The organism is Anaerostipes butyraticus, from assembly GCF_016586355.1.
GTDB classification, from domain to species: Bacteria; Bacillota; Clostridia; order Lachnospirales; family Lachnospiraceae; genus Anaerostipes; species Anaerostipes butyraticus.
The window spans coordinates 214,265-229,163 of sequence record NZ_BLYI01000043.1 but is presented as its reverse complement, the minus strand read 5'-3'; the positions used below and the strand labels follow the sequence as shown (position 1 = coordinate 229,163).

Here is a 14,899-nt window from a genome sequence, read left to right as displayed (position 1 = left end):
AAGAAAAATGAAAATGAACGATTTAATTATTTATCAGATTTTTCCACTGAGAGCATTTGTGGATGAAACGACAGAACATGGAATTCTGGAAGCAGTGGAATGGATTCCTCATATTAAAAAAGTCGGAGCAAACGCGATCTACTTTTCACCGGTGTTTGAGTCTTCTGAACATGGATATGATACGAAGGACTACCGAGTGATCGATCACAGACTGGGAACCAATGAAGATTTTAAGGAAGTCTGTGATAAGCTTCATGAAGCCGGAATCAAAGTGATTCTGGATGGGGTGTTCAATCATGTAGGACGGGAATTCTGGGCATTTCAGGATGTCTGTGAGAAAAAGTGGGATTCTGCCTATAAGGACTGGTTTTACATCAATTTTGACGGAAACAGCGGTTATGATGACGGCTTCTGGTATGAAGGCTGGGAAGGCCATTATGAATTGGTAAAATTAAATCTTGATCATCCTGATGTGAAGAAACATCTGCTGGAATGTGTAAAAGGATGGATGGATGAGTTTAAGATTGACGGACTCCGCCTTGATGTGGCATATATGTTGAACCGCGGTTTTATGAAGGAGCTGGCTGATTTTGTCAGAAATGAAAAGAAGGACTTTATCCTGATCGGGGAAATGTTGCATGGAGATTACAACGAACTGGTCAATGATGAACTCCTTGATTCTGTGACAAATTATGAATGTTACAAAGGAATGTATTCCAGCTGCAACACCCACAATATGCATGAAATCGGATATTCAATCAACCGGCAGTTTGGGCCGGAAGAATGGACGCTTTACAAAGGGCTTCCATTGTATAATTTTGTCGATAACCATGATGTGGAGAGGATTGCGACCCAGCTGGAGGATAAGGAACATCTGCCTTTGATTTACGCATTGATGTATGCGATGCCGGGAATTCCTGGAATTTATTATGGAAGCGAATGGGGAATTGAAGGAAAGAAAGAAAAAGGAAGCGATAACAGTTTAAGACCTAGAATCCGTCCGGAGGATCTGGTGGAAAATGAACTGACTCAGTACATCGGGCGTTTGTCAAAAATCCGAAAAGCAGCTCCGGCTTTGAAATATGGAAATTATATACAGCTGGCAATTGAACCAAACGTACTGGTTTTTGAAAGAGAAGGAGAAGGAGACCGGATCATTGCGGCAGTTAATATCGGCGATGAGGAACGGGTAATGCATTTTAATGCCAGGGCCGGCATGGGAATAGATCTGATATCCGGAGAGAAAGTGGATTTCGGAGGGGGCTTAAGAGTTCCTCCAAAGACGGCTCTGATGATTCGCACAGAAGACGCGTTAAACCGAATAAAAGAAGAGACTGAGAATCAGAAAGAAAAGGCAGAAACGAATCAGACAGAAGACGCAGTGATTTCTTGACTTTTATGTTAAAAACATATAAAATTAAATGAGTGCGAAAGCACAAAAATTGAATAAGGAGGAAACCTGTGGAGTGTTTGGTATTGTTATAGCCATTATCGCAACACTGGCGGTCTCAGTTCCGGTTTCAGTTCTGACAGCGAACGCAAGGAACAGGAAAGCAATGGAAATCACCATTGGGAATGCGGAAGACAAAGCCAGAGAGATTATAGATGAAGCAATCAAAGCAGCCGATGCGAAAAAGCGGGAAGCTTCTTTAGAAGTGAAAGAAGAAACTATAAAAGCGAGACATGACTTTGAAAAAGAAACAAAAGAACGCAGGGCAGAACTGCAGAAGTATGAGCAGAGAGTTCTTTCCAAGGAAGAGTCAGTGGAAAAGAAATCTGAACTTTTGGAACGCAAAGAACAGTCTTTGACGGCAAAAGAAAAGAATGTTGAATCTGAGAAAGCTCATGTGCAGGAACTGAAGTCAAAACATCTACAGGAACTGGAAAGAATTTCCGGTTTGACCTCTGATCAGGCAAAAGAACAATTATTATCAGCAGTAAAAGAAGACGTAAAACACGAGACAGCAATGTACGTCAAAGAAATGGAAACAAGGGCCAAGGAGGATGCGCAGAAGAAAGCGAAGGAATATGTAGTGACTGCGATTCAGAAATGCGCAGTGGATCATGTGGCAGAGACGACCATTTCCTTAGTCCAGCTTCCAAACGATGAAATGAAGGGCCGTATTATTGGACGGGAAGGAAGGAACATCCGATCCATTGAAAATATTACAGGTGTGGAATTGATTATTGATGATACTCCGGAAGCAGTCGTACTTTCAAGTTTCAATCCGGTGCGCCGCGAGATCGCGAGAATCGCTCTGGAAAAACTGATCGTAGACGGAAGAATTCATCCGGCCCGTATCGAAGAGATGGTGGAAAAAGCTACAAAAGAAGTAGAAAATCAGATGCGGGAAGAAGGAGAAGCGGCGACTCTGGAACTGGGAGTCCATGGAATTCATCCGGAGCTTGTCAGACTGCTTGGAAGGATGAAATTCCGGACAAGTTATGGACAGAATGCGCTGAAACATTCAATGGAAGTTGCTCAGCTTTCCGGACTTCTGGCAGCAGAAGTCGGTGTGGACGTCCGCATGGCAAAACGTGCGGGACTGCTTCATGACATAGGAAAAGCGATCGATCATGAAGTAGAAGGTTCTCATGTAGAACTTGGTGTGAACTTATGTAAGAAATATAAAGAAAATCCAATTGTGATCAATGCGGTTGCGTCTCATCATGGAGATGTAGAACCGGAATCAATGATCGCCTGTCTTGTACAGGCTGCAGACGCAATTTCTGCAGCAAGACCAGGTGCGCGAAGCGAAACATTGGAAAGTTACACCACAAGATTAAAACAGCTGGAAGAGATCGCAAATTCATTTCAAGGTGTTGATAAATCTTTTGCTATTCAGGCAGGTCGGGAAATTCGGGTTATGGTAGTTCCTGAACAGATTAGTGATGATGATATGATTCTGTTGGCAAGGGATATTTCCAAGCAGGTAGAAGAAAACTTGGATTATCCGGGACAGATCAAAGTGAATGTTATCAGAGAGTCACGAGTTGTAGACTATGCGAGATAAGAGACAGAGGCGATAGAGTAATTCTATCGCCTTTTCCAATGAAACGGAAAGGAAGGAATAAAATGAATGGTTATGAAAAAATAGAACAGAGACTGATCCATCAGGGAAAAGTGGTAGGATTTTATGAAGATATCGTAAAGCTGCCAAGCGGGAAGACAGTGGTTTGGGATTTGGTAAAACACAAAGGCGCGGCAGCTGTGGTTCCGGTTACGGAAAAAGGTACGATCCTTCTTGTGAAGCAATATCGAAATGCTTTGGATCAGGAAACGCTGGAAATCCCGGCAGGAGGGATTGAACCAGGAGAAACGCCTCTCGAATGTGTGACCAGAGAGATTGAAGAAGAAACCGGATTTAAAGCAGGACATATGGAACATCTGATGACGATCATTACGGCCATTGGTTTCTGTGATGAGAAGATTCCAATCTACGTTGCTACCGATTTAAAACCCTCAAAGCAGCATCTGGACGAGGATGAGTTTATTGACGTCAAAGAATTTACGACAGACGAAATCAGGGAAATGATATTTGATGGGAGAATCATTGATGCAAAAACCATTGCAGGTGTTTTGGGATATCTTTCATCAGGGAAAAGATAGTGGAATGATCTTGAAGAGAGCCGCATAGGATATACTATGCGGCAGTTTTATGATATGAATGATTTGTCAGGAACTGCTGAAAACAGATCTTAAGGGGAGGAAGACGTGGAAAGGAGAAGGTTTTTTGCAGGGCTGTTTTTAATGGTTGGCCTGATACTTGGCAGCTTGTTTACAAATTTTGTGTACAAGGATTATCTTGCCTATGGAGGCCAGATTGATTCTCTTGTGCTGAACAATAAGGATTTATATGTGTCAAGTGCAAGTCTGCTTCCGTATATTCTGTTTAAAAGAGGCAAGCAGTATGGAATACTGTTTCTTGCAGGATATCTTCTGCAGCCGCTGGTCTTTTTATTTGGCAGTCTGTTCTGCCTTGCTTTTTTCCTTGGCTCCATGCTGTCTCTCCAGATCATTCAGATGGGGCTGAAAGGCCTGATCATAGTTCTGTTTGGCTTTTTCCCGCATTTTATATGTTATGGCATTTCTGCAGCGCTTTTGTTTCGCAGGAATGTGCAGGAAAGTCAAAAAGAAGGAACAGACTTCTATTATGGAAGCCGTTCCTTCTCAGAAAGATTTTCTGTTCAATTGGAAATTATCCTGGTCATAATCGGATGCATTCTGGAAAGTTATGCAAATCCTGTTCTCATGGAAGAGGTGCTGAAATTATTCGCTTAAACAGTATCTGCCATACGGTAAAGAAGAGCGGCAGATTTGTCCCAGCCAAGGCATGGATCAGTAATGGACTGTCCATAAACACCATTGCCGATGGACTGATTTCCGTCTTCAATATAACTTTCGATCATGATTCCTTTTACCAGAGATTTGATTTCCGGCAGGAAGCTTCTGCTGTGCAGGACTTCCTGGACGATACGAGGCTGCTGATTCCATTGTTTTCCGGAATTGGAATGGTTTGCGTCTACAATGACAGTCGGATTTTTCAGCTGGAATTTCTCGTACATATAAGCAACTTTTGTGAGGTCTTCATAATGATAGTTTGGAATGTTATTTCCATGACGGTTGACAGAACCTCTTAAAATTGCGTGAGTCAGAGGATTTCCGTCTGTTTTTACTTCATATCCGTTGGCAATGAAATCATGTGGGTGCTGTCCGGCTGTGATGGAGTTCATCATAACAGTCAGGTCACCGCTGGTTGGATTTTTCATTCCGGCAGGGATATCAAAACCGCTGACAGTTAAACGATGCTGCTGATTCTCAACGGAACGGGCTCCGACTGCGACATAAGATAAAATATCCTCCATATATGGCCAGTTGCCCGGATAAAGCATCTCATCAGCAGCCGGCATATGGAATTCTTTCAGGGCGTCCAGATGCAGTTTGCGGACAGAACGAAGTCCGGCAGCCATATCAGGAGCCTTTTCCGGATCCGGCTGATGGATCATACCTTTGTATCCGTCTCCGGTGGTACGCGGTTTGTTTGTATAAATGCGCGGGATGATCAGGAGTTTGTCCTGAAGATCCTTCTGTACTCTGGCAAGACGGCCAAGATAATCCATCACGGCTTCCTCATTGTCAGCGGAGCAGGGTCCGATGATAACGATAAATTTGCCGGATTCACCGGTAAATACTTTGCGGATTTCTTCATCTTTGTCTGCCTTTATTTTCTTTAACTCTTCGCTTAATGGAAATTCTTCTCTCAGTTCTTCAGGAGAAGGCATTTTCGCAATTTTGTGCATTCCCATAATTCAATCTCCTTTATCATACAATTCGTAGTTTATAGTTTAACAAATAATGGTTCAGGTGTAAAGTAAGGAAATTGCAGACAGGACTTTACAAAAGCAGAGTGTTTGTCTATAATAAAAGAAGTCAGAAAACACTTTCATTTTCTGAAAACTGAATATTGAAGTAGAGAAGAGAATATTTCTCCAACTTCAGGGCAGAGTGAGATATGCGCGCATATCAATTCTCGACTGGTGGTGATGCCCTTCTGGGATGAGTCCACGAGCTTCGGCCGATGAGGTTAGAATCCTCAACCAACAGTATAGTCTGGATGAAAGAAGTAAAGGAATGGTGTGGATGCACCGTTCTCGTTTGTAGTGCCCTGTCGTTTTATGCCGGTTATGCAGAAGCGAGAGGGATTTTTTATTTTCGGAAAAGCTGGTAAGGCTGACCGGAAAAACAGCAAAGAGAAAAGGAGAATATAATGATGACAGGAGAGATGACGACAATGAAAACAGAGAAAGTAAATATCAGGACCATAGCGGTAACAGGAATGCTGGGAGCTTTAGCAACGATTTTAATGTTTCTGGAATTTCCGATTCCGATGCTGATTCCGCCGTTTATTAAATTTGATTTTTCCGAACTTCCGGCGCTGCTGGCGGCTTATGCCATGGGACCTGTTTCAGGAATTGCGGTCTGCTTTATTAAAAATGTGATCAACCTGCTGCATTCACAGACAGGAGGAGTGGGAGAACTTTCCAACTTTATTCTTGGAGTGTGTTTCGTACTGCCGGCCGGACTGATCTATAAGAAAAAGAAAACACAGAAGAATGCGCTGATCGGAGCGTTTGCCGGAGCAGTGCTTATGGCCGTTGTCAGTGTATTTTCTAATTATTTTATTGTATATCCGGTATATACGAATTTTATGCCGATGAGTGCGATTTTAAGCGCGTATCAGGCGATCAATTCCAATGTATCAAATTTATGGGATGCCCTGATCTGGTTTAATATGCCGTTTACTTTCGTGAAAGGTCTGTGCAGCGTGGTGATCACGTTTCTGATTTACAAGAGGGTGTCACCAATTCTGAAAGGTACAGGAAGATAGAAGAAATTAAGAAGAAAACGCCGTCTGCTGAATTTCGATCAGCAGCGGCGTTTTCTCAGGTTTTGGGAAGATTAATCAAATTTGTGCTCTGCTTTCTCCATGAAGGATGCTGCTTCCACAATAAAACGTTCATGGGTTCCGATGCCGACACGTCCTTTGGCATCTGTTACTTCCACGTGGAACTCCAGGCGTTTGCGGTCGATTTCTGTTAAGGTACAGTGACATTTAACTGTTCCTCCGACCGGAGTAGCGGATACATGGGCGATATTCAGCTTTGTGCCAACCGTTGTCATACCTTCATCCAGTTTGTCAGCGAGAAGCGCTACGGCAGAGCGCTCGATCAGAGTGCACATGGCAGGGGTCGCATAGACAGGAAGACTTCCGCTGCCCCATGTCCTGGCTGTATTTTCCGGTACCACGTCCTCAGATAATGTAATCTCGTCTCCAATTTGAATATTCATAAAAATCCTCCTATGTTTTCATACATTTTAGCTTACTCAAAGTATATCAAACATGCAGAAAAATGCCATAGTTTTTTCCATAAAACATTAAGAATTTATAAAAAAGAACAGAATATGGCGCAAAGGTCAGAGGAGATATGCTATAATGTCCGATAGAACAAAGGATAGTGTATACTCTGAGAGGAGGAAACGATTGAAATTATACTTGATCCGCCATGGAGAAACTGACTGGAATAAAATACACAGACTGCAGGGAAGATCCAATGTAAGTCTCAATGATCATGGAAGAGAGCTTGCGCGGCTTACAAAAGAAGCTCTGAAAGATATTCCGTTTGATGCAGCATATACCAGCCCGCTGGACAGAGCGGCAGAAACCGGAGAAATCATTCTGGAAGGAAGGAATCTGGTCCTTCATAAAGACTGGCGTCTGGCAGAAGCTGATTTTGGAATATACGAGGGGATCAGAGAGCAGGAATTGAGGCAGAAAAATGACCCATTTATGAAGTTTTTTGATGATCCGGAGGAGTTTCAAAAAACGGGAGGCGCGGAGAATCATAAAGATGTTATGATCAGAGCAAAAGATTTTCTGGAAAGTACAGTGCTGCCTGGAGAGAGTGAATTTGAGCATATGGTAATATTTTCTCACGGCGCATGGATTCATGCCTTTTTGACAGTCGTGTATCACAGAGGAATCAAAGATTTCTGGCATGCGCCAAAGCAGGCGAACTGTGGAGTTTCGATCATAGAGGTTCAGAATGGCAGCTGCAGGGTTCTGGAGGAATCCAGGATATTTTATTCTGTTTAAAATAAAAGGAGATGAAGATGACAAAGAATCAATTTATCCGTGAACTGCGGGAAGCTCTGGAAGGAATGGTTCCTCCATCGGTCATAGAAGAAAATACAGCATATTATGAAGATTATTTCAGGACGCAGATGTCTCAGGGAAAGACAGAAGAAGAAATCTGCGGAATGTTGGGAAGTCCAAGACTGATTGCGAAGTCAATTGCGGAAGCAAATGGAAGTGAAGACAATGTATATTATGAACAGACTTTTGAAGAGTCACAAAACTGGGAACAGGATGAGCCGAGAGGAAAAGTCAGAATATTTGATCTGAATTCATGGAAAGTGAAAACAGGGTGCCTGCTGTTTGTGGCTGCGATGCTTTTGATTCTTTATGCAGTGCTCCATGTTTTTGCAGCGGTCATGGCGGTTTTGAGTCCGGTCATTCTGGCAGTTCTGATCATTTATCTGATCTATCGGATGATAAGGCGGTAACAGCAGATAGGAAGGGTGAATATGGATATCATAGCAGAAGCAGAAAGTATAGAAGAAGAAGTTGTCTCGTTTCGGCGGGAGTTTCATCAATACCCGGAAGTATCCGGTCATGAGGTGATGACAACAGAATACATTCGGGAACATTTAGAAAAATGGGGGATTTCTTATCGCTTAATGGAACCAACCGGCATCATCGGCGTTCTGGGGAGCGGTTCATCGACAACGGCTTTGCGGGCTGATATGGATGCTTTGGAAATCCGGGAGGAAACAGAACTTTCCTTTCAGTCCCAGAATACAGGCTGCATGCATGCCTGCGGTCATGACGGCCATACAGCTGTTTTGCTGGCCGCGGCAAAAATATTAAAAGAACACGAAGATGAGCTGGATCACAGGATCATGCTGGTATTCCAGCCGGCAGAGGAAACGGCCCAGGGAGCAGCAGATCTTCTGGAAACAGGCATCTTAAATCAGGCAGATAAAATATTCGGGCTTCATATTTTTTCCGGGATTGAAAAGGGAAAAATATCTCTGGAGCCGGGAGCCAGGATGGCGGCGACCAACTGGTTTTCGATCCGGATCGGAGGGAAGTCCGGACATGCGGGGAAACCGCAGGAATGCGTTGACGCGGTTGTGACAGCGGCATCTCTTGCCATGAATCTTCAGACGATCATAAGCCGGAGCATCAATCCGCTGGAAAGCGCCGTCTTGACCATTGGAAGGATGGAAGCAGGAACAGCAAGAAATATCATAGCCGGGGAAGCAGTGCTGGAGGGAACCGTGCGGACATTTTCAAGAGAAGTGCAGGAGAAAATCCGGGAAAGGATGGAAGAAATCACGGCAGCGGCGGCACAGATGTTTCATGCGGAAATTTCCCTGGATTTTCAGCCGGCAAGCCATCCTGCTTTATGGAATGATGAAGATGCGGTAAAAGAAGTAATGAAAAAAGCGGTTACGGTATTTCCGAAAAAGGATTTTGTGCATGTTCCTCCTATGATGCTGGGAGAAGATTTTGCCAATTACCTGAATGAGATGAAAGGCTGCTTTGCCTTTATTGGCGGAGGAGGGAAATATCCGAACCATCATGGTATGTTTGACTTTGATGAGGATGTTCTGGTTCAGGGAGTGAAACTGATGCTGGTATTTGCCTCGGTTTAAAAATTCGGGAAAGAACAGTTGAGGCATCAGGAAACATATGATATAATCAGAAATCAACAGAAACCGAAAGATAATGAAAAGAAAAGGCAGGGAGATATGAATTTAGTTTATCGTAGTACAAGAAATGGAGAAGAGACAGCATCTGCATCAGAAGCAATTCTGAAAGGACTGACCAGCGATGGGGGACTTTTTGTTCCAGACTGTATTCCGAAGCTTGGAGTTCCGCTGGGAGATCTTGCGAAGATGTCTTATCAGGAAATTGCCTATGCTGTCATGAAAGAATTCTTAACAGATTTTACAGAGGAAGAACTGAAATACTGCATTAAAAATGCATATGATGATAAATTTGACACAAAAGAAATTGCGCCGATGGTAAAAGCAGACGGTGCGTATTTCCTGGAATTATTCCACGGAGCAACCATTGCGTTTAAGGATATGGCTCTTTCCATTCTGCCATATCTGCTGGTAACGTCTGCGAAGAAGAATCATGTAAAGAATGAGATCGTCATTCTTACCGCAACGTCAGGAGATACAGGAAAAGCGGCGCTGGCAGGATTTGCTGATGTGCCGGGGACAAAGATCATTGTATTTTATCCGAAGTCTGGTGTAAGTCCGATTCAGGAGAAGCAGATGGTGACCCAGAAAGGGGATAATACATATGTAATCGGAATTCATGGAAATTTCGATGACGCGCAGACAAGCGTAAAGCAGATGTTTGCAAACAAAGATCTGGCAGAAGAGATGAATCAGGCAGGATATCAGTTTTCATCTGCGAATTCCATTAATATCGGCCGTCTGGTGCCGCAGATTGTCTATTATGTCAAAGCATACGGCGATATGCTGAAAAACGGGGCTCTGAAAGAAGGAGAGCCGATGAATGTTGTCGTTCCTACAGGAAACTTTGGAAACATTCTGGCTTCTTTCTATGCAAAACAGATGGGAATTCCGATCGGAAAATTCATCTGTGCTTCCAATAAGAACAAAGTATTGTTTGATTTCTTCCGGACCGGTTCTTATGACAGGAGAAGAGAGTTTTATGTTACAACTTCTCCGTCCATGGATATTCTGATTTCCAGCAATCTGGAACGTATGATTTACCGGATTACAGGAAATAATCCGGAAAAATGCGCTGAATTTATGCAGACTTTAACAAAAGACGGCGTCTATACGATCACGGAGGAGATGAAGAAGGGGCTTTCCGAGTTCTATGGCGGATATGCAACAGAAGAAGAGACAGCGGAAAAGATCAGGGAAGTTTATGAGAAAGACCATTATGTCATGGATACACACACAGCAGTAGCTGCTGTTGCTTATGATAAGTATAAGGCAGAAACAGGAGATGAGACACCATCTGTAATTGCCTCAACTGCAAGTCCGTATAAATTTACAAGAAGTGTTATGGATGCCATTCATCCGGGATCCGAAAATGCGACAGATTTTGAGCTTGTAGATAAATTAAAAGAGATTTCCGGTGTGGAAGTCCCAAAAGCCATCGAAGAGATCAGAACTGCGCCGATTCTTCATACGACAGAGTGTGATATTGATAAGATGGAAGATGAGGTAAAGAAGATCCTCGGCATTTCATAAAATTTAAATCATAAAAGATAAAAAAGCAATTCATAAAAATGGGTTGCTTTTTTTCTTTTATAGTGATACATTAATATACAAGATAGAGAAATGGAAAATAATTACAATTCTTACGAATTCAGGTCGATGATTGATTCCCAGGAGATTTTGACAATTGAATAAGACCATTTTCCGGTACGTTCGTATCGACATATCCCGCCAGGATCTGAATACAGGGAGCGATGCAAGGATATGATAATGAGACTTCTGCATGGTCATGGAGGTGAGTGCAGCCTGTCATAGGAATGAGGGGAGCCAGGAGGCTATGAGACATCTTTGTCTGCCGGGAGATGAGGGAAGAGCCCAGTTGTACAGGAATATAAAGGAGTAGGTGGATGAAAGAGAAAAGGATGAAGATAGTCTGGAAGATGATCTCTGCTGTTATGATATTCTGGGCTGTACTGTCATGCCCGGGAGAAGTCCATGCTCAGATTCATTCAGGCGAAGCCAGAAAGATCGGAACCTGGTGGGAAGGAAACGGGAAGGAATTTTCTTCATTTGATGATTCCAGAGCGTTTCGGGCAGACGCTTCTTATGGATTTAAGCTGAAGGCAACGAAAGAAACAGAGACGGTTATTGTGAAAGGAAGGCAGTCTGATAAACTTCCGGATCTGGAACTGCCGGCCAATGTAAAGAAATTTTTGTGGTTTCAGACGAAGGAAAATCAGGCCGGGCAGATCCAGGTAAAAAAGACAAATATGGAAATTTATCAGTGTGAGCCGGATGGCAGCAAGGGGCACTGGGAAAAGGTGGATCTGGAGCTGACAGTGACTGCTATTGAAAAATATCAGGGCAGAGAAGGATTTGTGGCAATCGGTACTGATATCTGCGACAGCGCCTATGTCGGAATTGAAGAGATGACGCTGAGGAGCCGGTTTTATCGTGCAGGGACTTCCACACCGGTCCGGCTGAAAAGCAATATTACGCTTCGGGACATTGATGCCAATCAGTATATCGGGGTGAAGGCGGACAGTGTAAAAGGTCAGTATGTATCAAAGAATACGAAACTAAGCTATGCGCAGTCAGACGGATTCCATATTTACTATGCGGATTACAGCAATAATTATACCAGTGAAGATTTTACCTGTGCTGGTTTTATTTTTGAGTCTGACAGCTTTGAGTACGTATTTGGAAAAGTTCGAAGTCAGGGACCTACAAAAGAAGATCAGTTCGTAGGATCTGGTCAGAACATGGTAAAATTCGATTCGGTGGATCCTAAAAAATATATTTCTCAGAAAGAGGGAGAGCGGGAAGAGACATCTAAGATCAGCAGCCTGGCAGGAACATGGACATATCAGATTGAACAGCCCATTGCGGCGGAGATTCCGGAAGCACATTATTATAAACAGTTTGCCTTTAAAGATCAGATTGAGGAATGCCTCAGGATTGAAAGTGTAAAGATATTCGGTGATAATACCGATGTTTCAGAGGAGTTTGAAATATCACAGAAGAAGAATCTGGTATCCGCTGTTTTAAAAAATCCAAAGGATCCGAAATTTTACAGCCGGGGAGTATATCGGATGGAAATACAGGTCAGAATGCAGATACCGGAGAATCCTTCCAGAGAAGAACTGGAGGCGTTGAGAAAACAATGGAAAGCTCATGGACATTATAATACAACGGAGACAACGATCAGCATTGAAAATACCGCAGAGACAACAGTAGATGAGAAAACGTCGCCAACGAATCAAGCGGAAGCAATTATTGAATTGCCTGAGGCCGCGCCGGATGTACCGGGTATGAAGATAACAAAGACAGCAGAACCGTATGAATATCAGGCAGGTGACACTGTGCAGTACAGGGTCAGGGCAGAAAACGTAAATCAGGAGTCGGGTACTGCTTATTTTATGATTCAGGATCTGTCTCTTCCGGAATATGTAAAAATTGAAGAAGATTCGTTTCAGGTTTCGGGAATGGAAAAAGAAAACTATACATTGGAACAGAAAGGAAACGGCTGGATCTTAAGATCAAAGGGAGATTATGAGCTGCCAAAAGGGCGGCCGGTGATCATATCGTATCAGGCGAAAGCCGCCATCAGCGCCAATGGAAAGCTGGCGGATAATACGGCGAAGGTGTGGGCAGGCGGAGTTTTGGAAAAAGAAGATCACTGCCAGGTTTATATCAATTCTCCAAAACTTGACATAACGAAGGAAGCGCCGGAAAAAGCATATCAAAAAGGCGAAATGATCGCATTTCAGTCTGTACTGACAAACAGGAATGAAGGAACGTTTATGAAAGATGTGGAAATTTCGGATGAGATCAGAACAGATGGGGTTGTTTTGATTCCGGGAAGCCTTGCGGTCATAGCAGATGGAAGAGATATTACAAAGCAGTGCTCTATTTCTTATGAGAAAGATGGAAGCGGTTTTCACATTCAGACAGGATATTGTCTAAAGAAAGGAAACATACCTGTTCTGGATGCTTCATCGGGAGAACAGGCATCTGAATATAAGAAGTTTCAATATGCGGATCAGATTCAGCTTCATTATCAGACCATGGCAGAAAAAGATGGTTTGGAAGGAAAAGAGATCGTCAATCGAATCAAAGCGCCGGCAGTGAATAATGTTAATGGAGATAAAATCCGGGAAGATGACGCCATTCCGTCAGGGGGAGCGGAAGCTGAAAAAAGTGTAAAACTGAAGGCGCCGCAGCTTCAGATCATAAAAGAATCTGATCAGAACGTATATGGAGTCGGACAGACAGGAAAATATAAGCTGAAGATAACACAGCAGAAAGAAGACCTTGTGGCAGAAAATCTGGCAGTTTCGGATGAGTTTGATCAGGATGGAGTGGTGATTTCCAAGATCAGGGTAACATACAACGGCGAGGAGATTACTTCTTCCTGCAAAATAGATGCATCAGAGACTGCTTTTTTTGTAGAAACAGGAAGAAATCTTGGACACGGAGATGAAATGGAGGTGACCTATCAGGTGCTGTTTCAGGAAAAGACGAAAGATCAGCTGAAAAATACCGCCAGGGTGGAAAGCAGCAATACGCCGGGAGATCAGGATTCGAATATTGTAACAATACAGCCGCCGCTGCTGAAGATTCAGAAAAAATCCGGACAGAATTCCTATAAAAAAGGAGAAAAGGGAACTTATGAATTAAGAGTGACTCAGGAAAATGACGGAGCTGCTGCTCACGGGGTTATAATCGAAGATATATTTGAAAAGAAAGGGGTAGAGATTCAGGAAATCCGTGTTAAATATAACGGAAAAGACATAACCGGACAGTGTGAGATTACAGAAGGATCTGGCGGAAATCAATTTAAGATTCTGACAGGAAAAGACATGGGAAAACAGGATGAGATCATCGTGACATACCGGGTTTTGTTTCAGACAGAAGAAACAGGAAATATAAAAAATAAGGCATATGCTTCTGCCGCCGATGCCCCGAAATGCCAGGATGAATATACAGTCACCCTGGAAGAGGTCAAACCGGAACTTTCAATCGAGAAGACTTCGGAAAAAAGAGATTATCATGTAGGGGAACCCTGTATTTATCACATCGCAGTGACACAGAAAAAAGAGGGGGCAAAGGCGGAGAAGGTTGTGATCATAGACCGCCTGTCCAGTCAGGATGTAAAAATACAGAGAGAAACAATGAAGATAACGGGACCAGACGGAACGGAGGTGACGAAACAGTGTAAAATTTCCTTTTTGGATGGAGCATACCGGATAGAAACCGGGATAGATTTATCTTATGGAGAGAAGATAAAGATTCAATATCAGGTGAAAATACTGCCTTCCAGTGAAGGAAAAGAGATTGTAAATACGGCACAGGCAGAAGGGAAAAATGCGGATCCTGCAACCGCAGAACATGATATCAAAATCAGCAGTCCAAAGCTTGTTTCAGGCTCAGGAAAATCCTTTGGAAGCAGTTCTCCAAAGACAGGAGATCAGGGGCCGGGAGGATGGATCGCGGCAGCGGTCATTGCCGGCGCATGCCTTGTATTTTTATTGAGAAAACGGTATAATAGAAAAAAATAGCAGA

At 43.2% G+C, this 14,899-nt stretch carries 12 protein-coding genes and 1 riboswitch; of the genes, 10 read left to right on the top strand and 2 right to left on the bottom strand.

Annotated elements, in window-relative coordinates; translation table 11 throughout:
• Positions 1 to 7: 7 nt before the first annotated feature.
• The 4 genes from JMF81_RS10440 to JMF81_RS10425 all read left to right on the top strand — a co-directional run bounded on the left by JMF81_RS10440 (position 8) and on the right by JMF81_RS10425 (position 4,282).
• The gene (locus JMF81_RS10440; RefSeq protein WP_201311394.1) at positions 8 to 1,393 is read left to right on the top strand and encodes an alpha-amylase family glycosyl hydrolase; all 1,386 of its coding nucleotides are present in this window, start codon (positions 8 to 10) and stop codon (positions 1,391 to 1,393) included.
• Between the two features lie 73 nt (positions 1,394 to 1,466).
• Entirely contained in the window at positions 1,467 to 3,014 is a 1,548-nt protein-coding gene (rny, locus tag JMF81_RS10435) for a ribonuclease Y (RefSeq protein WP_201311393.1), read from the top strand.
• 62 nt (positions 3,015 to 3,076) lie between these two features.
• Entirely contained in the window at positions 3,077 to 3,610 is a 534-nt protein-coding gene (locus JMF81_RS10430; protein ID WP_201311392.1) for an NUDIX hydrolase, read from the top strand.
• Between the two features lie 105 nt (positions 3,611 to 3,715).
• Positions 3,716 to 4,282 carry a hypothetical protein gene (locus JMF81_RS10425; protein WP_201311391.1) on the top strand — a complete coding sequence of 189 codons (567 nt, stop codon included), beginning with the start codon at positions 3,716 to 3,718 and terminating at the stop codon, positions 4,280 to 4,282.
• Here JMF81_RS10425 and JMF81_RS10420 read toward each other — a convergent pair.
• Positions 4,279 to 5,307 carry a 3-deoxy-7-phosphoheptulonate synthase gene (locus JMF81_RS10420; RefSeq protein ID WP_201311390.1) on the bottom strand — a complete coding sequence of 343 codons (1,029 nt, stop codon included), beginning with the start codon at positions 5,305 to 5,307 and terminating at the stop codon, positions 4,279 to 4,281. The genes JMF81_RS10425 and JMF81_RS10420 overlap by 4 nt on opposite strands.
• A gap of 181 nt (positions 5,308 to 5,488) precedes the next feature.
• Positions 5,489 to 5,631, top strand: a riboswitch (FMN riboswitch).
• 140 nt (positions 5,632 to 5,771) lie between these two features.
• Between JMF81_RS10420 and JMF81_RS10415 the strand changes: the two genes are divergently transcribed.
• Positions 5,772 to 6,389: an ECF transporter S component gene (locus JMF81_RS10415; protein WP_243282607.1), complete on the top strand. Its 618-nt coding sequence runs from the start codon at positions 5,772 to 5,774 to the stop codon at positions 6,387 to 6,389.
• Positions 6,390 to 6,460: 71 nt separating this feature from the next.
• Here the strand turns inward: JMF81_RS10415 and JMF81_RS10410 are convergent, their stop codons facing one another.
• A complete protein-coding gene (locus JMF81_RS10410; protein ID WP_201311389.1) occupies positions 6,461 to 6,850 on the bottom strand; it encodes a thioesterase family protein in 390 nt (129 codons plus the stop codon).
• Between the two features lie 193 nt (positions 6,851 to 7,043).
• On the opposite strand from JMF81_RS10410, the gene JMF81_RS10405 reads away from it, so the two are divergent.
• From JMF81_RS10405 to JMF81_RS10385, 5 genes are all read left to right on the top strand, one after another.
• Entirely contained in the window at positions 7,044 to 7,655 is a 612-nt protein-coding gene (locus tag JMF81_RS10405; RefSeq protein WP_243282604.1) for a histidine phosphatase family protein, read from the top strand.
• A 17-nt stretch (positions 7,656 to 7,672) separates the two neighbouring features.
• Positions 7,673 to 8,125 (top strand): DUF1700 domain-containing protein, encoded by a 453-nt coding sequence (locus JMF81_RS10400; protein WP_201311387.1) that lies wholly within the window; start codon positions 7,673 to 7,675, stop codon positions 8,123 to 8,125.
• A 21-nt stretch (positions 8,126 to 8,146) separates the two neighbouring features.
• Complete coding sequence (locus tag JMF81_RS10395) at positions 8,147 to 9,280, top strand: M20 metallopeptidase family protein (protein ID WP_201311386.1); 1,134 nt, start codon at positions 8,147 to 8,149, stop codon at positions 9,278 to 9,280.
• Positions 9,281 to 9,376: 96 nt separating this feature from the next.
• Positions 9,377 to 10,867, top strand: a complete 1,491-nt coding sequence (gene thrC / locus JMF81_RS10390; protein ID WP_201311385.1) for a threonine synthase — start codon at positions 9,377 to 9,379, stop codon at positions 10,865 to 10,867.
• Positions 10,868 to 11,241: 374 nt separating this feature from the next.
• Entirely contained in the window at positions 11,242 to 14,895 is a 3,654-nt protein-coding gene (locus JMF81_RS10385) for an isopeptide-forming domain-containing fimbrial protein (protein WP_201311384.1), read from the top strand.
• The last annotated feature ends 4 nt before the right edge of the window (positions 14,896 to 14,899 follow it).